General features: G+C 73.2%; 16 protein-coding genes. 5 read left to right on the top strand and 11 right to left on the bottom strand.

Annotated features, from left to right (window positions below):
• Positions 1-44: 44 nt before the first annotated feature.
• Both IIE03_RS08705 and IIE03_RS08700 read right to left on the bottom strand, forming a co-directional pair.
• Positions 45-1,370 carry a CapA family protein gene (locus IIE03_RS08705; protein ID WP_318842882.1) on the bottom strand — a complete coding sequence of 442 codons (1,326 nt, stop codon included), beginning with the start codon at positions 1,368-1,370 and terminating at the stop codon, positions 45-47.
• A 54-nt stretch (positions 1,371-1,424) separates the two neighbouring features.
• Complete coding sequence (locus IIE03_RS08700; RefSeq protein ID WP_192862353.1) at positions 1,425-2,675, bottom strand: glycoside hydrolase family 16 protein; 1,251 nt, start codon at positions 2,673-2,675, stop codon at positions 1,425-1,427.
• Positions 2,676-3,014: 339 nt separating this feature from the next.
• Between IIE03_RS08700 and IIE03_RS08695 the strand changes: the two genes are divergently transcribed.
• Both IIE03_RS08695 and IIE03_RS08690 read left to right on the top strand, forming a co-directional pair.
• Positions 3,015-3,668 carry a trimeric intracellular cation channel family protein gene (locus IIE03_RS08695; RefSeq protein ID WP_318842881.1) on the top strand — a complete coding sequence of 218 codons (654 nt, stop codon included), beginning with the start codon at positions 3,015-3,017 and terminating at the stop codon, positions 3,666-3,668.
• 122 nt (positions 3,669-3,790) lie between these two features.
• Positions 3,791-4,309, top strand: a complete 519-nt coding sequence (locus tag IIE03_RS08690; RefSeq protein WP_192862352.1) for a hypothetical protein — start codon at positions 3,791-3,793, stop codon at positions 4,307-4,309.
• On the opposite strand, the gene IIE03_RS08685 is transcribed toward IIE03_RS08690, so the two are convergent.
• Both IIE03_RS08685 and IIE03_RS08680 read right to left on the bottom strand, forming a co-directional pair.
• The gene (locus IIE03_RS08685; protein WP_192862351.1) at positions 4,299-6,242 is read right to left on the bottom strand and encodes an FAD-binding monooxygenase; all 1,944 of its coding nucleotides are present in this window, start codon (positions 6,240-6,242) and stop codon (positions 4,299-4,301) included. The genes IIE03_RS08690 and IIE03_RS08685 overlap by 11 nt on opposite strands.
• Before the next feature lie 95 nt (positions 6,243-6,337).
• The gene (locus IIE03_RS08680) at positions 6,338-6,799 is read right to left on the bottom strand and encodes a GNAT family N-acetyltransferase (protein WP_192862350.1); all 462 of its coding nucleotides are present in this window, start codon (positions 6,797-6,799) and stop codon (positions 6,338-6,340) included.
• A 250-nt stretch (positions 6,800-7,049) separates the two neighbouring features.
• Here IIE03_RS08680 and IIE03_RS08675 point away from each other — a divergent pair, with 250 nt between their 5' ends.
• Complete coding sequence (locus tag IIE03_RS08675; RefSeq protein WP_225997468.1) at positions 7,050-7,283, top strand: type II toxin-antitoxin system Phd/YefM family antitoxin; 234 nt, start codon at positions 7,050-7,052, stop codon at positions 7,281-7,283.
• Positions 7,280-7,651: a type II toxin-antitoxin system VapC family toxin gene (locus tag IIE03_RS08670; RefSeq protein ID WP_192862349.1), complete on the top strand. Its 372-nt coding sequence runs from the start codon at positions 7,280-7,282 to the stop codon at positions 7,649-7,651. Before IIE03_RS08675 ends, IIE03_RS08670 begins: the two co-directional genes overlap by 4 nt.
• Here the strand turns inward: IIE03_RS08670 and IIE03_RS08665 are convergent.
• Positions 7,638-8,714 (bottom strand): TIGR01777 family oxidoreductase, encoded by a 1,077-nt coding sequence (locus IIE03_RS08665; protein WP_192862348.1) that lies wholly within the window; start codon positions 8,712-8,714, stop codon positions 7,638-7,640. The genes IIE03_RS08670 and IIE03_RS08665 overlap by 14 nt on opposite strands.
• Positions 8,715-8,861: 147 nt before the next feature.
• Between IIE03_RS08665 and IIE03_RS08660 the strand changes: the two genes are divergently transcribed.
• Positions 8,862-9,284 (top strand): nitroreductase/quinone reductase family protein, encoded by a 423-nt coding sequence (locus IIE03_RS08660; RefSeq protein WP_192862347.1) that lies wholly within the window; start codon positions 8,862-8,864, stop codon positions 9,282-9,284.
• A 167-nt stretch (positions 9,285-9,451) separates the two neighbouring features.
• Here IIE03_RS08660 and IIE03_RS08655 read toward each other — a convergent pair whose 3' ends face one another.
• From IIE03_RS08655 to IIE03_RS08630, 6 genes are all read right to left on the bottom strand, one after another.
• Positions 9,452-13,147 carry a LamG-like jellyroll fold domain-containing protein gene (locus tag IIE03_RS08655; RefSeq protein ID WP_192862346.1) on the bottom strand — a complete coding sequence of 1,232 codons (3,696 nt, stop codon included), beginning with the start codon at positions 13,145-13,147 and terminating at the stop codon, positions 9,452-9,454.
• 34 nt (positions 13,148-13,181) lie between these two features.
• Complete coding sequence (locus tag IIE03_RS08650) at positions 13,182-15,242, bottom strand: glycoside hydrolase family 127 protein (protein ID WP_318842880.1); 2,061 nt, start codon at positions 15,240-15,242, stop codon at positions 13,182-13,184.
• 10 nt (positions 15,243-15,252) lie between these two features.
• Positions 15,253-16,080: a carbohydrate ABC transporter permease gene (locus IIE03_RS08645; protein ID WP_192862345.1), complete on the bottom strand. Its 828-nt coding sequence runs from the start codon at positions 16,078-16,080 to the stop codon at positions 15,253-15,255.
• Positions 16,077-17,033: a carbohydrate ABC transporter permease gene (locus IIE03_RS08640; RefSeq protein WP_192862344.1), complete on the bottom strand. Its 957-nt coding sequence runs from the start codon at positions 17,031-17,033 to the stop codon at positions 16,077-16,079. The genes IIE03_RS08645 and IIE03_RS08640 overlap by 4 nt, the downstream gene beginning before the upstream one ends.
• A gap of 97 nt (positions 17,034-17,130) precedes the next feature.
• Positions 17,131-18,393, bottom strand: a complete 1,263-nt coding sequence (locus IIE03_RS08635) for a sugar ABC transporter substrate-binding protein (protein WP_192862343.1) — start codon at positions 18,391-18,393, stop codon at positions 17,131-17,133.
• A 124-nt stretch (positions 18,394-18,517) separates the two neighbouring features.
• Entirely contained in the window at positions 18,518-19,549 is a 1,032-nt protein-coding gene (locus tag IIE03_RS08630; RefSeq protein WP_192862342.1) for a LacI family DNA-binding transcriptional regulator, read from the bottom strand.
• Between the last annotated feature and the right edge of the window lie 212 nt (positions 19,550-19,761).

Raw genomic sequence — 19,761 nt, 5'->3', positions numbered from 1 at the left:
ACGCGATTTATGCGAAGGAATGTCGCCCATGCCCGGCAAAGGGGTCAGCGCGAGACGCGGGGCTCCCCGCCCGTCGGCGTGGGCGGCGCGGTGCGCTCCGGGGCGGCGTCGCCGACGGCATCGCGGACCGCGTCCCTGCGGTGACGGAGCTCGGTCACGGAGAGGGTCCCCGCGCCCGGGTCGTCGATCGCGTCGACGAGCGCCCGCAGCCGGTGGCCCGCCGCCCGGTCGACCGTGGTGGCCGTCCACGTGACGTCGGTGACGCGCGCGGCCGCGCCCGGCGCCGGCTGGGTCACGGTCGCCGTCAGCAGGACGCCGTTCGTGGTGCGCGCGTCGCAGCACTCCGCGCTCTGGTTGGAGATCATGTTCCCGAGGCCGTAGGCCACCCACATCCCGGAGCCGCCGGGCCCGCCGTCGAGCCGTGCGAAGCGCTGGGGGATGTGGGCGTGGTGCCCGATGACCAGGTCGACCTTTCGCGAGGCCGCCAGTTTGCGCGCGAACGCCTTCTGCTCATCGGTGGGCTCGGCGACGTACTCCGTGCCGGCGTGCATGCTCACGACCACGAGTTCGGCGCCGTCCGCGCGCGCCGCGGCCGCCTCGCGGATCACGCGCTTCGCGTCCAGCAGGTCGACCGTCCACGGCTGGTCCTCCGGCACCGTGAACCCGTTGAGCCCGTACGTGGCCGACAGGTGCGCGACCGTGAGCGAGCGCCCGGCGCGGTCGAGCGTGTAGCGCTGCGGGGTGCGCTCCTCCGGCTCACGGGCGGTACCGGCGTGGCCCAGGCCGGCCTTGTCGAGGGCCGCCAGGGTCGCGGCGACGCCGTCGACGCCGCGGTCCATCGAGTGGTTCGACGCCGTCGAGCAGCCGTCCCACCCCTGCTCCGCGAGGTCCCTGATCAGCTGCTTCGGCGCTCCGAAGGCCGGGTATCCCGTCGGCGTGGTGCCCGGGGGAGCGACCGGCGCCTCCAGATGGCACAGTGCCAGGTCGGCCCGGCGCACCCACGGGTCGAGCCCGGCCAGGAGCGGGGTGTAGTCGACGGTGCCGTCCCGCGTCGCGCTGTCGTTCAGCGGGCCGTGCGGCAGGACGTCTCCCGCGGCGACGATCGTGAACCGCGCCGGCTTCTCGTGGCGCTGCGTCCCGCGCTCGTACGTGCCGGGCGACGACGGCCCAGGCGCGGAGGCTCCCGGCGCCCCGGGCGAGCCCGTCGCCGCGGAGCCCTCCGGGGTCGTGGAACCGGGCGTCCCGGTGCACGCGGCGCACGCGAGGAGGGCGGCGAGCGCGGCGGCGACCGCGCCCCGGGCGGGGCGATGCCGCCCGGGGCGCGGCCGGAGCACATTGGTCGCTGGCGCGACGCGGTCCACAAGGTCCACGTGCGCGATCGTAGGCCTTCCGGGCACCCGACCGGGTGAGAGACGCGCGGCTGGTCAGGGAGTGGTCCAGGACTGGACGGCGCTGCCGTCGCAGCCGGCGATCTCCGTGTGCGTGCCGTCGTTCTGCACCCGGCCGACGGGCTGCAGGCACAGGTTCGACTGCGGGTTGCGCAGGGCGCCGCCGTCGCGGGCCCACTGCTGCGCGCCGGTGCCGTTGCAGTCCCAGAGCTGGACCCGCGTGCCCGGGGCGGTGCCGCCGCCGGCCACGTCGAGGCACTTGCCGAGCGCGCGCACGGAGCCGTCCGCGGCGAACGTCCACGACTGCGCGGCGTTGCCGTTGCAGTGCGCGAGCTGGATGGGTGTGCCGTTCGCGGTGTCGGCCCACGCCACGTCGAGGCACATGCCGTTGCTCGCGGTCACCGTGCCGGTCCCGCCGCCACCGCCGCCGTCCGCGGTGTCGTAGACGCGCACGTAGTCGACGCGCATCTGCTGCGGGAACTGGGTGGTCCCGTCCGGGTAGCCGGGCCAGTTCCCGCCGACGGCCACGTTGAGGATCATGAAGAAGGGCTGGTTGTAGACCCAGGTCCCGGGCACGTCCGCGGGCGTGCGCGTCATGTACGTGTTGCCGTCGACGGACCAGGAGATCCGGTCGGGGGACCAGTCGATGGCGAACGTGTGGAACGTGTCGGCGAAGGACCAGCCCTGCGGGTGCTGGTAGGCGCCGCCGACGCCGCCCCCACCGGAGTAGCCGGGGCCGTGGAGGGTGCCGTGGACGATGTGCGGCTCGTAGCCGACGTTCTCCATGATGTCGATCTCACCCGAGTTCGGCCACGGCGTGTCGGGGAACTGCGCGCCCAGCATCCAGAAGGCAGGCCAGATGCCCTGACCGCGGGGGATCTGGATGCGCGCCTCGACGCGGCCGTAGCGCGGCTCCACCTTGTCCTTGGTGGTCATGCGGGCCGAGGTGTAGCCGCCGCCCTCCTGGCGGGCGGTGATGACGAGATTGCCGTTGCCGTCCAGCGCCGAGTTGGCGCGGCTGTTCGTGTAGACCTGGAGCTCGTTGTTGCCCCAGCCGCCGCCACCGGTCTCGTGGTTCCAGTTGGCGGGGTCCGGGGCGGACCCGGCGGCGCCGTCGAACTCGTCGGACCAGACGAGCTGGGCGGCCGCGAGCCCGGTCTCGCCGTCGGCGTCGATCGCGCTCCCGGCGGAGCTGACGGCGGCCACGGCGCCGGTGGTGGCGAGCGCGACGGCGGACAGCGCGGTGACGACGGTGACGACCGCGCGGGTTCGGGGTTTGGCGCGCATGGATTGCTCCCTCGCAGGTATGGACCCGGACTGTGCCGGCCGCACCGCGGTACGGCCACGACCGCCGGGCAGCCACCGGTGGAAAGGTGACTGGCCGGTCAGTGAAAGGCTAGGGATGCTGCGCGGGGCTCACCATTGGGTGAATTACGTACGTCCCGCTCGCCCGGCCGCGCCGATCTGCCCGGCCTCGGCCGTACCGGCGCGGCGGGTGACGAGCGTGACACCGCCGCGGGGTTCTGCCGCGGAGACGTGGCGCCTAGCATCGTGGGGGCCGTGGATGCCGGCCGTTCGAGTGCTGAGAGGGTTGAGAGGGCCGAGAGGGCCGAGAGGAGAGCGGCGGTGACCTGGGTACAGCTCGCCATGGACCTGGCGGGGGTCTTCTTCTTCGCGATGTCGGGTTCGCTGCTGGCGGCCCGGCGGCGGTTCGACGTCGTCGGCTCGCTGATGCTCGGCACCTGCGTGGGCCTCGGCGGCGGGATCCTGCGCGACCTCGTCATCGGCCAGGGGGTGCCGCACGCGTTCGCGTCGCCCGTCTACCTCCTGCCGCCCGTGCTCGCCACCGTGCTCGTGTACCGGTTCGCCGCCAGCGAGCACCGCTACCGCAACGCCCTCACCGCGTTCGACGCGGCCGGGATGGCGCTGTTCTGCATCAGCGGCACCCACATCGCGCTGGAGGCAGGCCTCAACCCCGTGGCGGCCGCGATCCTCGGGATGATCAGTGCCGTCGGCGGCGGCGTGATCCGCGACGTCGTGGCCAACGAGGACCCGCAGCTCTTCCACCCGCGCGGCCTGTACGCCATCGCGGCGCTGCTCGGCGCCGGCCTGACGAGCGCCGCCGCGTCGCTCGGCTGGACGAACGCGGGCACCGGACCGGGGATCGCGGTCCTCGTGTTCGCGCTGCGGATGCTCTCCCTCCGCTACCGCTGGGAGATCCCCCTGGCGGCCCGCCGCCCCCGGGAGCCCTCCGATCGCCCCGCGGCGCGGCACGAGTGATCGCTCGGCGGCAGGCCGGGACCGACCGGGGGATTCGGGTGATTTCTGGCTTCTGGGCGTCCGGCGCGGCATGATGGGGCCCGCCCACGCGCATGCCCGCCGACGAGCCAGGGAGGACGACCGTGCCGACCGAGAGCGCGACCCCCGAGTCCGCGACGCCCGCCGCCGAGACGCCCGGTGAGACCTCGTCGTCCAGGAGGCTGCGGGGCTGGCACCTGTGGCTGCTGATCGCCGGCATCGTCGTCGCGGTCGTGATCGTGCTCTACGGGGCACTGCTCGCCCTGGCCGGCTGGTGGTTCGCCGACGCCGGGCGTCCGGAGCACGTGGACTGCGTGGAGATCGCGACAGCGGTGGGCCGGGAGGCGCTGCCCGAGGGCTCCACGGGCGGGCCCTGCGAGCTCGGCGGCTTCCAGGACTGGTACGTCGGCGGCGAGATCCGCACGTCCCGCGAGGCTCTCGACGCCTGGCTGGCGGACCTCCCGGGCGCTCCCGAGCTCGCCGCCGAGCCCTGCGTCGAGGCGATCGCCTGCGTGCAGGTCGACCTGACCCAGGAGGCCGGCGACGCCCACTACCTCGACGTGGACGTCCTGAGGGAGGACGGCGACGAACTGGTGGTGCGGCTGACCGCCTTCACGACGTGACCGGGGCCGGCGGCAGCAGGACGCGGTCGAAGAACCCGGCCAGGTCCGCCGTCGCGTCGAGCGGGAGGACCGCCGCGACGTACTGATCGGGCCGGACCACGACGACGGCACCGGCGCGGTCGATGCCGCGTGCGGTGAAGATGTCGTCGGCCGGGTCGGCGGCGTACGCCTTCTCGTGGTCGACGAGCCCGAACGGCCCCACGCGCGGCAGGAACGCGCCGGGCACGTCGCCCACCTCCACCCGGGTGTGGTCGCGCTGGTAGATCACCTTGGCCTCGATCACCGCGTCCGGGTCCGCGCCCTCGGGCGTGTACCGCACGACGGGGGACTCCGGCGACGTCGCCAGCCACCGCGCCCAGCGCTCGAGCCCCGGGGCGCTCGTTCCGCCGGCGCCGGCCGTGCCGTCGTCCGCGAACGCGTAGATCCGCCACCTGCCGTCGGCGCGGGCGTGGTGTCCCAGGTGCACGGGGTTGCCGTCGGCGACCCGGGTCACGGGCGCGGACTTGAACCGCTTCCCGAGCGGGAAGCCCTTGGCCAGGCCCTGGTGCGTGGCCGGCCCCACGATCATCGACTCGCCGTACTCGGTGCGGAACCCGAAGAGGAACTCCGTGGTCTGCACGTAGAAGTCCTCGAGGACCGACGGATCGGGCAGGTCCTCGGGCCTCGTCGCCATGAGGGTGGACCACTCGCGGTCGAACTCGATGAGGTTGCGCGCCACCACCTGCCGCTCGGCCGAGTAGGTGTCGAGCAGGGAGGCGGGCGCCCGCCCGGTCAGCACGTGCCCGAGCTTCCACGCGATGTTCCAGCCGTCCTGCATCGACACGTTCATGCCCTGCCCGGCCTTCGCGCTGTGGGTGTGGCAGGCGTCGCCCGCGATGAACACGCGCGGCGTACGGGTGCCGGTGAGCTCGGCGGGCACGTCGTCGAACTTGTCCGTGAGGCGGTGGCCCACCTCGTAGACGCTGTGCCAGGGCACGTCCTTCACGTCGAGCGTGTAGGGGTGCAGGATGCGGTTCGCGTGCTCCACGATCTCGGCGACGGGGGTGGATCGCACGGCGTGGGCGTCGTCGTCGGACACCTCGCCGAGATCGACGTACCACCGGCACAGGAACCCGCCCTCGCGGGGGATGAGCAGGATGCTGCCGCCGTCGTGCGACTGGATGGCGCACTTGGTGCGCACGTCGGGGAAGTCGGTCACCGCGAGGACGTCGATCACGCCCCACGCGTGGTTGGCCTGGTCGCCGGTGAGTTCGCGCCCGATCGACTCCCGGACCGCGCTGCGGGCGCCGTCGGCCCCGAGGACGAACGTCGCGCGGACGGTGCGCTCCGTGCCGGCGTCGGGACCGGCGGTGCGGCGGAGCCGGACGGTCACGGGGTGGCCGGGGCCGACGGCGGTCGTGGGCGGGGCGGCGTCGTCGGCCACCGCGAGGTCCACGAATTCCCAGCCGAAATCGGGCGCGACGCGGGCGGGGGCGCGGGCCGCGACCTCGGCGAAGTAGTCCAGGACGCGCGCCTGGTTCACGATGAGGTGGGGGAACTCCGTGATGCCGTGCGGGTCGTCGGGCACGCGGGCGGTGCGCACGATGTTCTCCGGGCGGACGGGATCCGGCTTCCAGAACGCCATCTCGGTGATGCGGTACGCCTCGGCGGTGATCCGCTCGGCGAAGCCGAACGCCTGGAAGGTCTCGACGCTGCGCGCCTGGATGCCGTCGGCCTGGCCCATCTCGAGGCGGCTCCCGCGCCGCTCCACGATCCGGGTGGTGATCTCGGGGAACTGCGCGAGCTGCGCCGCGGCGATCATGCCGGCCGGGCCGCTGCCCACGACGAGGACGTCGACCTCGTCGGGCAGGTCGTCCGGCCGGTCGGCGCCGGTGCCGGCCGCGGGCTGGATCCGCGGGTCGGACGTCACGTATCCGTGGTGGTGGAACTGCATGGGGTTGTCCTTCTCGCTCGACTCCGGTGTCGGCTCGCGGATCGTCGCCTACCCCAGGAACATATACGATTCCAGATACGAACGGAAGGTCGGGGTCAGAGCACCAGCGTCATGAAGGTGCTGTGCGGGTCCGGACCGTAGCCCGCGAAGGGGCCGCACTCCGTGAAGCCGTGCCGCGCGTAGAGGCGCCGCGCGGGCGCGAAGAAGTCCTGGGTCCCGGTCTCCAGGCTCAGCCGGGCGTAGCCGCGCGACCGGGCCTCGGCCAGGACGTGCCGCACCAGCGCGGCCCCGACACCACGGCCGCGGGCCGGGGGCGCCGTCCGCATGGACTTGACCTCGCCGTGCGCGGGGGTGAGCTCGCTCAGCGCGACGCAGCCCAGCAGCGCCCCCGTCGTCTCGTCCCGCGCCGTCCAGAAGGTGATGGACGGCGCGAGCAGCGCGGAGTGGTCGAGCGCGTGCACGCTCTCGGGCGGCGACGTCGCGTGCATGTCCGAGAGATGCTCGTCCAGCAGGGCCCGGACGTCGGCGCTCGCGGGGGAGTCGGCGGCGATGTGCATGGCGAGATCCTCGCATTCCGCGGCGCGACCGACGACGCGCGTCCACCGGTCGAGCCGGCTCCGCGGCCCACCAAGAGCAGGAGAGTGCTCCATGTCAAGCGCAGAGCGGCTCGGACGAGCGTGGAGTGGCGCGTCGTGCGGTTGCCGGAGTGGGATCGGGCAGTGATCCGTCCGTTCGCGGATCTCGATCCGAGGAGGAGCCTGCATGGAACTGTTGACCAGACCAGACCAGACCAGACAGACTGATCCCATGCGCGCCATGACGATCTACGAGGCCAAGACCCACCTCTCGCGCGTCGTCGCGCTGGCGGAGGAGGGCACCGAAACCGTGCTGACACGGCACGGCAAGCCGGTCGCGCGTGTCGTGCCGCTCGCCCCGCAGCGGGCCGAGCGCAAGCCGGGTGCCTTCGAGGGCAAGGGGTGGATCGCGGACGACTTCGACGAGATGACCGATGCCGAGCTCGCCGACTGGTACGGCGAATGAGAGTACTCGCGGACACACACATTCTGCTGTGGTGGTTCCTCGACCCCAAGCGCCTGTCGGAACGGCACAGCGAAGTTCTCGGGAACCCGGCGGATCTGGTTGCCTTCTCGTCGATCAGCATCGCGGAGATCGCGCTCAAACAGTCGATCGGCAAGCTCGAACTCGAGTTCGAGATCGTGCCCGCGCTACGCGACCAGGGATTCTTGGAACTGGAATTCGCCGCCGAGCATGCCGATCGGTTACGAGACCTGCCATGGGTCCACAGGGATCCGTTCGACCGGATGCTTGTCGCACAGGCCCAGGTCGAGGATGTGGCCCTCATGACCGTGGACCGGCATATCCCGAAGTATGACGTCAGGACCGTCTGAACTCCGAGGCGATCCAGGAGGCCGCCGCCTCCGGGGTGGCGTGGCGCCACGTGAAGCCCGCGGCCTGGAGGGCCGCCGGGATGAGTCGGCGGGACGCGAGCAGCTCGTCGGCGAAGCCGCCCAGGGCGGCCCGGAGCGCGAAGGCCGGAGCGGGGACGACGGCGGGGCGGTGCAGCGCGGCCGCGAGCGCGCGGGTCAGGCCGGCGTTCGTCACGAGTCCGGGCGCGACGGCGTTCACGGGACCGCTCAGCGCCGGGCCGCCGTCGTCGGCCCCGATCGCGCGGCGGACGACGGCGAGCTCGTCCGGGAGCGTGATCCACGGCCACCACTGGCGGCCGCCGCCGAGCGGGCCGCCGAGACCCAGGCGGACAAGGGGGAGGAGCCGGCCGAGCGCGCCGCCGCGCGGGGCCAGCACGATCCCGCTGCGCAGCAGCACCACGCGCGCGCCGGCGTCGGCGGCGGGGGTGGCGGCGGCCTCCCAGTCGCGGACCACGCCGGCGAGGAAGTCGTGCCCGGGGCCCGACCGCTCGGTGAGGGCCTCGTCGCCACGGTCGCCGTAGCAGCCGACGGCGGAGGCCTGCACCAGCGCGGGGCGGGAGTCGAGCGCCGCGATCGTGCGCGCGATCAGGCCGCTGGTCGACGTGCGCGACGCCCGGATCGTCGCCCGGTACGCCGCGGTCCAGCGCCGGTCGCCGACGCCGGCCCCGGCGAGGTTCACGACGGCGTCGGTCCCTTCCAGCGCGGCGGGGTCGAGGTCGCCGGTCCGCGGGTCCCAGACGACGTCGCGCACGGTGCCGCGGGCTGGGACGGTCTCAGCGCCGCGCGCGTCGGCGTCGACCGGGGCGCCGAGGGCGGGAGCGCCGCCTGTGCCGCCGTCCGGAGGACGGTCGGCGCCTGGGTGCGAGCTGTCGGCCGCGACCGCGCCCGGGCCGTCGTCGGGCAGCGAGCGCCCGGCGACGGATTCGCGGCGAACGAGTCGCCGCACGTGATGTCCGCGGTCGACCAGGTCCTCGATCAGCGCCGACCCGATGAACCCGTGGCCTCCGGCGATGGCGACGTCCATGCTCAGCAGCGTAGACCGTCCGGTCCCTGGGGCAGCTCCTCCCGCGACCGCGGCCCGGGATGCCATGGTTCGGATGCCACGGCCCGGATGCCACGACCGCGATGTTCCGGTCGGAATGTTGCAGGGTGCGTGCCGCGTTGCCCGGGCATGGACTTCAACCAGCAGATCATCGACACCTTCCGTGCCAACGGCGGCGAGGTCAACGAGCCGATCCGCTTCGGCAGGGCGCTCGTGCTCGTGCACGTGCCGAAGAAGGAGGGCGGCGAGCGCATCGCGCCGCTCGCGGCGATCCCGGAGGACGGCGCGTGGCACGTCGTGGGCTCGGCGGGCGGCTCGCCCAAGCACCCGGCGTGGGTCTACGGCCTGCGCCGCGCCCAGGAGGCCGCCGAGCCGGTCGACATCGAGATCCCCGGCGAGCCCGTCGAGACCGTGGCGGCCAAGGTCTCCGAGCTGACCGGCGAGGAGCGCGACGCGATGTGGGAACGGTTCAAGGCGTTCTCGAGCGGCTTCGCCGAGTACGAGAAGACGGCCGAGGGACGCGTCTTCCCCATCTTCCGCCTGAGTGCCTGAGGCGCAGCCACCTGAGGTGCCGCCGGCGCTGTTGGCGAGCTGTTCAGCAGGGCCGCGCAGACCCACGAGCCCTCTTGAATGGATCCGAAAACCTACTGAACCCGGCTCAGCCCGACCGGGGGCCGGGTGAGGATTCACCCGGCCCCAGGGCGGAGCCTTAGCGATTCTTATCCGCGCCCGCCTGCCGGCGGGACCGGCCGGCTCAGCGGGGACACCCGGATCGTGTCCACGATCGGCGCCTGGGACGAGCGCAGCAGGATGCCCGGCCACGTGTCGCTCGCGTAGGTCTCGCCGTCGAAGTTCGGCGCCTCCGACGACGCGAACACCACCGTGTTCTCGCCCGCCACGAGCTCCACCTCGATGGTCAGCTCCGCGAACGCGTTCGCGTGGAACGTGTGCGGGAACAGCACCTGCTGGACCGGCCCGGAGTTGACCGAGATGTCCGCCCGGCGGGCGAGCGGGTCCGGGTTGTAGTGCGACGCCTCCGACTGCTCCGGGTTGGAGTAGCGGACGACCATCGCGTACGTCCCGTCCTCGGGCACGGTGACGTCGAACCGGAGCGTGTTCCCGTTGCCGGGCGCGCCGCCGATCCCCGCCACGGCGGCCCCGCCGCCGGCCAGCGAACGCTCCTCGACCGCGACCGACCCGGCGAGCGTGGCATCCTCCGCCTGGTGCTCGACGACGTCGAGCAGGCCCGCGCCGGGAGCCACCGTGATCCGGTCGAGGACGAGGCCGCGTGCCGCGCCGGTGACCGTGATCTTGTTGACGCCGCCGCGCAGGTGCACGGCGGCGTCGTGCGTCCGGGCCAGGGACAGCACCTGCCGGCCGTTCACGGCCACCGCGCCCTTGCCGCCGAGCACGTCGACGCCGAGCGCCGCCTCGCCGTCGACCGCGCTGTACACCCAGAACGTCGCCGTCTCACCCGCGCCGAGTTCGACCGCTCCGGACCCGGACACCGATCCGGCGCCGCCGGACCCGTGCCGCCCCGGCCTCCCGGCCCGGTCCGCCGCGCGCTCGATCGCGCGCGCGTCGTAGATCGCCCGGCCGTCGTGGTTCGCGAGCTCCGCCTCGTACACGGACGTCGCCGCGTCCGGGTTGGGCAGCGCCAGCGTGATCCGGTCGACGATCGCGTCACCCACGGTCGTGCGGGAGCCGTCGAGGCTGCGCGCGGCCAGCGAGATCGTGTGGGTGCCGGCGGTGAGGTCCACCGTCGTGTCCGCGTGGTCCCAGACCACCCACTTGTACCCGAGCGGCAGGTGCAGCTCCTGCTCGGCGGCGCCGTCGACCCGCACGAACACGTTGGTCGGTCCCTGCTCGGCCACGAGGTCGTACGTGTTCAGGCTGTTCGCGAAGACGGACAGGTCGTAGGTGCCGTCGGCCGGTACGTCGACCTCGAAGTCGAGGACGACGTCGGACCCGGTGCGCAGGCCGCCCACGTCGAAGCCACCGGACGTGTAGAACTTCCCGACGTCCGACGGCGACCCCTCGGGCCCGTTCCTGCTGTACCCGGAGCCGGTGTGCGCGGCGTCCTCGGCCTCGTAGCTGCCCTCCCACAGGGTCGGTGCCGCGCTCGACGACGTGCCCGCGCCCGCGGGCGTCACGACCACCTCGTACGCCGAGGACTCCCGCAGCAGGGGCAGCGTCTCGCCGTCGAACTCGACCGACACGGTGCCGTCGTCCGACACGGGCAGCGTCAGCTCGGCCACGTGCCGCGGCTGCGCCGAGTCGCCGAGCTGCCCGGTCCACGGGATCTCCCGGACGAACGCGCGCACCTCGTCGCCGAACACGTCCCGCGGCACGTTCACCAGGTCGACGGGCGCGCGGCCGTCGGCCCCGCCCAGGATCGTGCGGGCCACGGCCCGCTCCTCGTCGAGCGTGGCGACGCCCTGCAGCGTGTAGTTCTCGCCCGGGAACGGCGGCGTCACCTCGACGGTGTGGCCGGTCATCTGCCCGTACGCGTTGAGCAGCCACCACTGCCCGTTGCCGCGGTTCGCCTCGACGGCGGAGTCCGACAGGTTGCCGTCGATGTTCCAGTAGGCGATGTCCGCGTCGACCTTGGCGTCCTCGATCGCCGACACCCACTGGATCATCTGGCCGGGCACCGAGGTGTGGTAGTTGAACGCGTACTCGTTGATGTTGATCGGCAGCTCGGTGCCCTCGTACGCGGTGCCGGCGAACACCTCCCGCTCCCAGGAGCGGTACTCCGCCACGGAGTCGCGGATCTTCTGCGGGTGCGACAGCTCGTGCCACGTGATGACCTGCGGCACGGTCCCCGCCTCGACGGCGTGCTCCAGGAAGCCCTTGACCTGCGGGTACAGGATGCTCGTGTTCGGCCCGGCGATGCGCGCGTCCGGCATCCGCTCCGTGATCGTCCGGTACGCCCGGTCCCAGGCCGCGAAGTAGTCCGTCGGGTCGTTCAGCCAGCTCGTGCGGTCGTACGACCACTCGCCGGTGCCGAACATGTTGCCCTCGGGCTCGTTGAACGGCACGAACACGACGTTGTCCTGGTACTCCTCCGGCAGGCTGAGCACCTGGTCCACCTGGACGGCCATCTTGCCGATGAAGGTGTCGATCTTCTCCTGCGGCGTCTCACCCGGCCACTGGTACGGGAAGCCGCGGTGGATGTCCGTCATGTAGATGTAGACGTCGCCGTCGGTCGCGTCCGCCAGCGGCCGCACCACCTCCAGCGCGTCGGCGCCCGGGTGCTGCGGCCCGTCCTGCGCCTTGGTCGACACCGTGCGCAGGTTCATGCCCTCGATGAGGTTGTCCGACGGCACCCCCGGCCCGTACAGCCCGTACAGCGTCCCCGAGGCGCCCCCGTGGAACGCGCCGGTGTCGCTGCCGAGGTCCACGCGCAGCTCGCCGCGCGTGACGGTGACCTCCGCCGTGACGGTCGCCCCCGCCGCCCGGCCCTGCACCGTGTAGGTGCCGGGCTTCGCGTACCGCTCCGGGTCGATCTCGTCCCACGCGACCGGCACGTCCCGGTCGTACCCGTCGGAGAACGCGGCGCGCACCGCCTGGGGCAGGTCGGGCGCGGCGCCCACGAGGGTCCGCAGCTCGTACGTGTCGTCCACGGGGCCGACGGCGGTGGGCACCTCGCCCACGAGCGCCGCGACCTCGTCGGCGCTCAGCGCGCTCCGGTAGATCCGGAAGTCGGTGATCGCGCCGTCGAGCAGCGGGTCCGGGTAGAACGACCTCCCGATCCAGCCGGCTCGCTCGGCACCCGCGTCGAGCAGCTCGCCCGCCGTGACCGCCGTCGGCGCCGACGCCACCGCTACGCCGTTCAGGTAGGTCGTGAGGCGGCCGGCCGCGGTGTCGAGCGTGGTGGTGAGCGTGGCCCACTCACCGGCCCGCAGCGGTCCGTACCCGGTGACCTGGGCCTCACCGCCTCCGCCGCGGGTGGTCACGGCGGTGCGCAGGTCGCCCCCGCCGTTCGACGGCGTGCTGAACACGTAGCGCTCCGTCGACGAGCCGAGGTCGAAGACCCGCTGCCACGCGCCGCCCTGGCCGTCCCAGCGCACCCGCGCCGACACCGTCAGGTCCGTCGCGCCCTCCAGCGCGCCGCGCGGGATCGACACGTGGCCGCCGCCGGGGCCGCCGGCCAGGTCGAGGGCGGCGCCGCCGTCGTCGGTGCCGATCACGGACGCCTCGCCCGCGAGCGTGCCGTCCAGGCCGTTGCCGGAGACGTCGGGGACGATCCCGTCGCCGACGCCCTCCATCGTGTAGTGCAGGTGGGGCACTGTCTCCTCCGTGTCGTCCGCCGACGCCGCGGTGGCGCCGGCCGTCAGTCCCGCCGCGAGCGCCAGCGCCGCCGCGAGTGCGGCGGCTGTGCGCCGCGGGGAGCGGTGCGAGATGGTTCTCATCGTCGAGCCCTTTTTCTCGTGGTGCGTGGTTCGTTCAGCGGATCGGCAGGAAGACCCGCATGGCCGCGGGCCCGCGTTCGGCCCAGCGGTGGTAGGGGATGAGGACGACGTCGGCCGTGCCGTTGTCGGTCGTGCCACCGTCGGTCGTGTCCGACGGCGGGGCCGGCGGCGCGCTCGTGAAGGGTGGCCTGCCCGCGGGGGTGGCCGGGGGCGGTACGAGACGCGCGCGCACCCGGGCGCCGTCGTCGTGCGGCACGGGCGGGACCGACGGGTCCAGCCGCAGGTCGGCGAGGTCCGCGCCGGGCGGGAGGTCGTGCGACTCGACGCAGAGCACGAGCGGGCCGCGCTCGACGGCGACGGTGCCGCGCAGGGCGTCCACGCGCGGGTCGGGCCAGGTGAGCCGGGGCGCGGTGGGCAGGTCGAGGGCGACGACGTCGCCCGGCGTGAACGTGCGGCGCACCTCGGTCCACCCGGGGTGGACGGTGTGCGGGTCGCCGTGGCCGGCGCCCGCGGCGCGCGGGGCGGTGACGGTGGCGCCGTCGGCCCAGGACGGGACGCGGAGGCGGAGCGTGACCGGCCGGTCCGGGGCCTCGGTGATCTCCGCGCGCACGTAGCCGTGGTGCGGGTAGCGCGTGGTGACCCGCAGGCCGAGGGCGCCGCCGTCGTCCAGGGCGATCCGGAGGTCGCCGGGGGCGTACTGGGCGAGGGTGACGACGTCGCCGTCGATCGTCGCCGTGTAGGCGGGCCACGAGGCGAGTGTGCGCGCGACGTTGGTGGGGCAGCAGGACACGTCGAACCAGGGGGCGCGGACGCCGCCCTCGGCGCGGGGGTTGACCTCGTCGGGCAGGAGGTCGCCGCCGGGCGTGCGCTGCTGGAGCGGGTTGGCGTAGAAGAAGGCGCGGCCGTCCGAGCGCGGGGAGGTGGCGACGACGTTGTAGAGGGTGCGCTCGACGAGGTCGGCGTAGCGGACGTCGTCGGTGGCCAGGAGGAGGCGCCAGGAGACCATGACGGACGCGATGCCGGCGCAGGTCTCGCAGTAGGCGCGGTCGGCGGGCAGCTCCCAGTCGTCGCCGAACCCCTCGTCCTGGTGGCGCGAGCCCATGCCGCCGGTGAGATGGGTGCGGCGCTCCACGGAGCGGGTCCACTGGCGCTCGACGGCGGCCAGCAGCTCGTCGTCGCCGGTGTCGACCGCGACGTCGACGGCGGCGGCCGCCAGGTAGAGCGCGCGCACGGCGTGCCCGCGCCAGGCGTCGGCGTCGCGGACCGGGACGTCGTCCTGGAAGTACTGCGGGCCGAGCAGCGCGATCGGCGCGAGCGTGCCGTGACCGCGGCGCTCCACGAAGAGCGTCGCCTGCGCGGTGTACCGCGGCTCGCCGAGCGCGCGCCCGAGCTCGGCGAGGCCCACCTCGATCTCGGGATGGCCGCAGATCTGTTCGCGGGCGCCGGGGCCGAACTCGCGGCAGACGTGGTCGGCGGCGCGGATCGCCGCGGTCACGAGGGGGTCGGCGGTCGCGGACGGGCCGGTCGTCGTGCGGATCCGGGCCACCGCGGCCTGGAGCAGGTGGCCGGTGCAGTACAGCTCGTGGCCGCTGGACAGGTCGGTGTACCGGCCAGGCTGCCCGGCGTGGCCGTAACAGGTGTTGAGGTAGCCGTCGTCGTCCTGGGCGGCGACGACGCGGGCGGCGAGCTCCTCGAACGCCGCGTCCGCGCCGACGTCGCCCGTGCGGCCGTGCTCCCAGGCCAGGGCCTCCAGCAGCTTGTAGACCTCCGAGTCGGAGAACTGCCAGCCGGGACGCTCGCCGTCGGCGGTGGTCCCGGCGGCGACGCGGTCGAAGTTCGCGATCCAGCCCAGCCGCTCCATCCAGTCCCGGCAGTGCCGCAGGGTGGCGCCGGCGTTGACCTCCAGGAGGCTGGTCCAGAACCCGCCGTCGACCCGCACCTCGCCGAGGCCCGCGCCGCGCCGGGACGTCGCCGGGGCGACGGGGCGGGCGAGGCGTCCGGTGTCGTCGGCCACGGCGCCCGCGGATGCGGCGCCGTCGCGCGAGGTCCCGGGTGAGGGAGCGGGTGCGGCGGAGGCCGCCTGGGTATGGGTCACGTTGGCCCTTTCAGTCCTTGACGGCGCCGGCGGTCACGCCCGCCGTCACGAAGCGCTGCGCGACGACGAGCAGGACCGCCGCCGGCACGGACGCGACGACGGCGGTCGCCATGATCGCGTTCCACTGCGTCGTGTTGTTGCCGATGTACTGGTAGATCCCGAGCGTGATCGGGACGAGGTCGCCGTTGCGGTCGAGCGTGGAGGCGAAGATGAAGTCCGACCACGCCCACAGGAACGCGAACAGCGAGACCGTGAGGGTCGCGTTGCGGCTCAGCGGCAGCACCACCGAGACGAACGTGCGCCAGGTGTTCGCGCCGTCGACCCGCGCGGCCTGCAGCAGCTCGCGCGGGATGCCCGCCATGAACGCCGTGTACAGGAGCACGCCGAACGGGACGGCGATCGTCGAGTCGGCCACGATCAGCCCGCCCACGGTGTTGAGCAGCCCGAGCCGCACGTACACCGCGTAGAAGCCCATCGCCATCACCACGGCGGGGATCATCTGGGCCACCAGGAGCAGGAAGTTGAGCGTGCCGCGCCCGGGCAGCCGCAGCTGCGCGACGGCGTACCCGGCCGGTGCGGCGATCGCGACGGTCAGCACCACGCAGCCGAGGCCCACCAGCAGGCTCGTCCCGAGCGCGGGGAGCTGCTGGGCGAGCACCGCCTCGTAGCCCTCCGTGGTGGGCGCCCAGGGGAACCAGTGCGGCGGGTCGGCCCGCAGGTCCGCGGTGCGCGTCAGGGAGACGTTGAACATCCAGTAGACGGGGAAGAGCATGACGGCCGTGAAGAACACGCCCAGCGCGGTCTTCCACCAGGGGTTGCGCGACGATCGACGGCTCATGACTCCTCCTGACGGCGCTGGAGCTGGAGATGCAGGAACCCGAACACGAGGGCGATGACGATCAGCACGTTGCCGACGGCCGCCGCGGGGGAGAAGTCCGGCTGCCCGGTGCCGAACGCCTCGCGGTAGGACCAGATGGCGAGCGTGGTCGAGGAGTCGCCCGGCCCGCCCGTGGTCATCACCCAGATGACGTCCACGACCTTGAGCGTGTAGATCAGCCCGAGCAGCAGCGTGATCGCCGAGACCGGGCGCAGCAGGGGGAACGTGACGCTCCAGAACTGCCGCCACGGGCCCGCGCCGTCGAGCGACGCCGCCTCGTAGACCTCACCCGGGATGCTCTGCAGACCCGAGTGCAGGATGACCAGGTTGAACGGGATGCCGAGCCAGATGTTCGCGATGGTGACCGCGAGCAGGGCCGTGCCGGGCGACGTCAGCCAGTTGATCTGCGGCACGCCGAACGCGCCGAGCACGGAGTTGACGATGCCGTTCTCGCTGCTGAGCATCCACGCCCAGGTGGACGCCGAGACGATGAGCGGCAGCAGCCACGGCACCAGGAACATCGCCCGCAGGAGCGGCGACAGCCGGAACCCCGACCGGAAGAACACCGCGAGCGCCAGCCCGATCGCGTACTGGAACAGGATCGAGGCGAACGTGAAGACGGCGGTGTTCCACAGGGCCGTCGGGAACGTCGACGAGGTGAACACCTCGACGTACTTGTCGAACCCGACGAACTCGGCGTCGCCCTGCACGAACGCGCGGATCGTGTAGTCGTGCACGCTCAGGTCGACGTTCCGCCACAGCGGGTAGGCGTAGAAGAGCGTCAGGTACACGAGCAGCGGTGCGGCGAAACCGACGGCGGCCCACTGAGGGGCAGTCGGTCCGCGTCGGCGCCGCGTCCGCCGGCCCGGGGGTGCGTCCGCCGCGGCCGGGGCCGGGGCCTCGGTGGTGGTCATCACGGGATTCCTCGCTCGGTTGCGTTCGGTCGGCTCGTCGGCGGGCCGGACGCACGGATCGCTGATGCGGATCCGTGCGTCCGGCGGGCCGGTGCGCTCAGCTCGTCGCGGCCTCGGCGTCCGCCTGGGCCTTGGCGAGCGCGTCGGCGGGCGTCTCGACGCCGGACAGGGCGTTCTGGACGGCGGTCCAGAGGGCCTCGCTGATCTTCGGGTAGTCGGTGCCCAGGTCGTCGCTGGTACGGCCCTTCGCGTTGCGCACCGCCTCGACCCACGGCTCGAGGTCCGGGTTCTCCTCCAGCAGGGCCTCCTGACCCTCGGCGGTCGGCGGGATGTAGTACGCGAACGTGTTCGCGGTCTCGACCAGGCCCTCCGGCGTGGTCATGCACTCGACGATCTGGCGCGTCACCTCGTAGCGGTCGGCGTCGTCCTGGACCGGGGCGATGATGAACTCGCCGCCGGTCGGGGCGGGCGCGACGCCGCCGTCGCGGGCGGGGAGCTGGACGAGCCCGGTCTCGAAGTCCGCCTCGGCGGCGCTGTTCACCTGCCACGTGCCGTTCTCCGCGAACGCGAAGTCGCCGGTGAGGAACTCCTCCCACACGGTGTTCTGCGAGTTGTTGATGACCGAGTCGGGCGCGTAGCCGTCGTCGAGCCAGCCCTTCCAGAGCTCGAGCGCCTCGACCGCCTCGGGGGAGTCGAGGTCGCGCAGGTCGGCGCCCGCGCCCCAGAACCAGGGCAGGAACTGGAAGGAGCCCTCCTCGGTGCCGATGCCGGCGAAGGTGATGCCCTTGTGCCCGGCGTCGGTCACCTCGCCGAGCGCGGCGGTGAGGGACTCCCAGTCCGTGATCGAGGCCGGGTCGACGCCGGCGTCGTCGAGGATCTCGGCGTTGTAGTAGAGCGACAGCGTGTTGGCGCCGATCGGGATGCCGTACGCCTCGCCGTCGACGACGCCCGCGGCCAGCAGGTTCTCGTCGATGGCGGACGTGTCGAGGCCGAGCTCGGAGACGGTCGTGAGCATGCCGGTGTCCGCCAGGGTGGAGACGGCGGGGTTGTCCAGCAGGATCACGTCGGGCGAGGTGCCCTCCTGGGCCGCGAGCAGGGCCTGGTTCGTGAGGGCGGTCGTGTCGTAGGCGGTGCGCTCGATCGTGACCCCGGCCTCCTCGCCGCAGGCCTGGACGCGCCCGGCCCAGTCGGAGCCCTCCTCGTGCTGCGGGTAGGGGTCCCACCAGGTGTAGGTGTCGCCGGCGGCGTCACCGCCGGAGGTGTCGCCGCCGGCCGAGCAGGCCGCGAGGCCGCCGGCGACGGCGAGGGTGGCGAGGCCGGCCGTGAGCGGGCGGGCGATGCCGCGCTTCGGGTGGTACATGGGTGTTCCTCCTTGAACATGGACCGGTGGGGCGGTCCGGGTTGTGCAGGTGCGCAGTAGGTGTGAGCGTTAACACGAATCGGGCACGAGCTTCTCGACGTGCTCACGGGGAAAGCTCTCCGGGTCAGCCGGGTGCCCGCGCCGGCGGCGCGCCGGTGCTGCCCCGGTCGACGAGCTCGGGTGAGACGAAGCGGACGACGTACGGGTCGTCGGGGGCGATCTCGCCCTCGATGCGGCGCACGAGCTGGCGCACGGCCATGCGGCCGAGCCGGTCCGGCGCGCTCTCGACGGCCGAGTAGTGCAGGGAGAACGTGCTGGCGAACTCCTCCGAGTACCGCCCGAGCACCGACAGGTCGCGCGGAGCGGACAGCCCGCGCTCGTGCAGCAGGCTGGGCAGCGCGGCCGCGGCGGCCTCGTTGTTGAGGATCAGCCCGGTGGCACCCGGGTGCGCGTCGAGGACCGCGGCCAGGTCGCGGCCGATCTCGGGCTGCCGGGACGAGCCGAACGTCGCGTGCAGGGTGACGCCGCGCGCCCGCGCCGCCTCCTGCGCGGCGTTCTGCAGGCGCCACACGTAGGCGCCGCCACGTTCGACGACGTGCTCCGGCTGGGACACGAGGATCAGCTCCCGGTGCCCGAGCCGGAACAGGTGGTCGACCATGAGCCGGCCGGCCTCCTCGAAGTCGAGGTCGAAGACGTCGACCCCGGTGCAGTCGCCCGGCAGGCCGACCAGCGCGCCCGGCTGAGGCGCGGCCCGCAGCACGGGGAGGCGGTCGTCCTCGTGGGCGACGTTGAGCAGGACGACGCCGTCGACCATCCGGGAGTCGCTCATGCGTCGCAGAGCGCGCGCGCCGTCCTCCTCGGTCGACAGGAGGATGTCGTAGCCCAGCTCCCGGGCCGTGTTCGAGACGCCCAGCATGTACTGCAGCATCGCGGGCGCGAACTCGTCCTCGAGGAAGCGGGCGAGCAGGCCGATCACCATGGTCTGCGACGTCGCCAGCGCCCGGGCGCCCGCGTTCGGCGTGTAGCCGAGCTCGCGGACAGCGTCCTCCACGCGCCGGCGCGCCTGGTCGGAGATGGCGCGCTTGCCGGACAGCGCGTACGACACCGTGCTGCGGGAGACCCCCGCGACCCGTGCCACATCGCCGATGGTGACCACTGCGCCTCCTTGCGTCCGTGTGAACCGGTTCGGGTTGTGAACCGGTTCGAACCTAACCACAGGTTCGGCGGTGCTCGCAAGAGGGCCTGGCGGATTTCCGTTGGAAATGCAGCGGTATGGCGTCGCGGTGCCTGGTCGTCCAGAGCGGGAGGATCGCGGTGGAGTCGAACCGGTTCACAGTCGGCACGCGGGCCGGCGACCACGCCACACAG

The organism is Myceligenerans pegani (assembly GCF_014892515.1).
Lineage (GTDB): Bacteria > Actinomycetota > Actinomycetes > Actinomycetales > Cellulomonadaceae > Myceligenerans > Myceligenerans pegani.
This window is presented reverse-complemented; position numbering and strand designations above follow the sequence as displayed.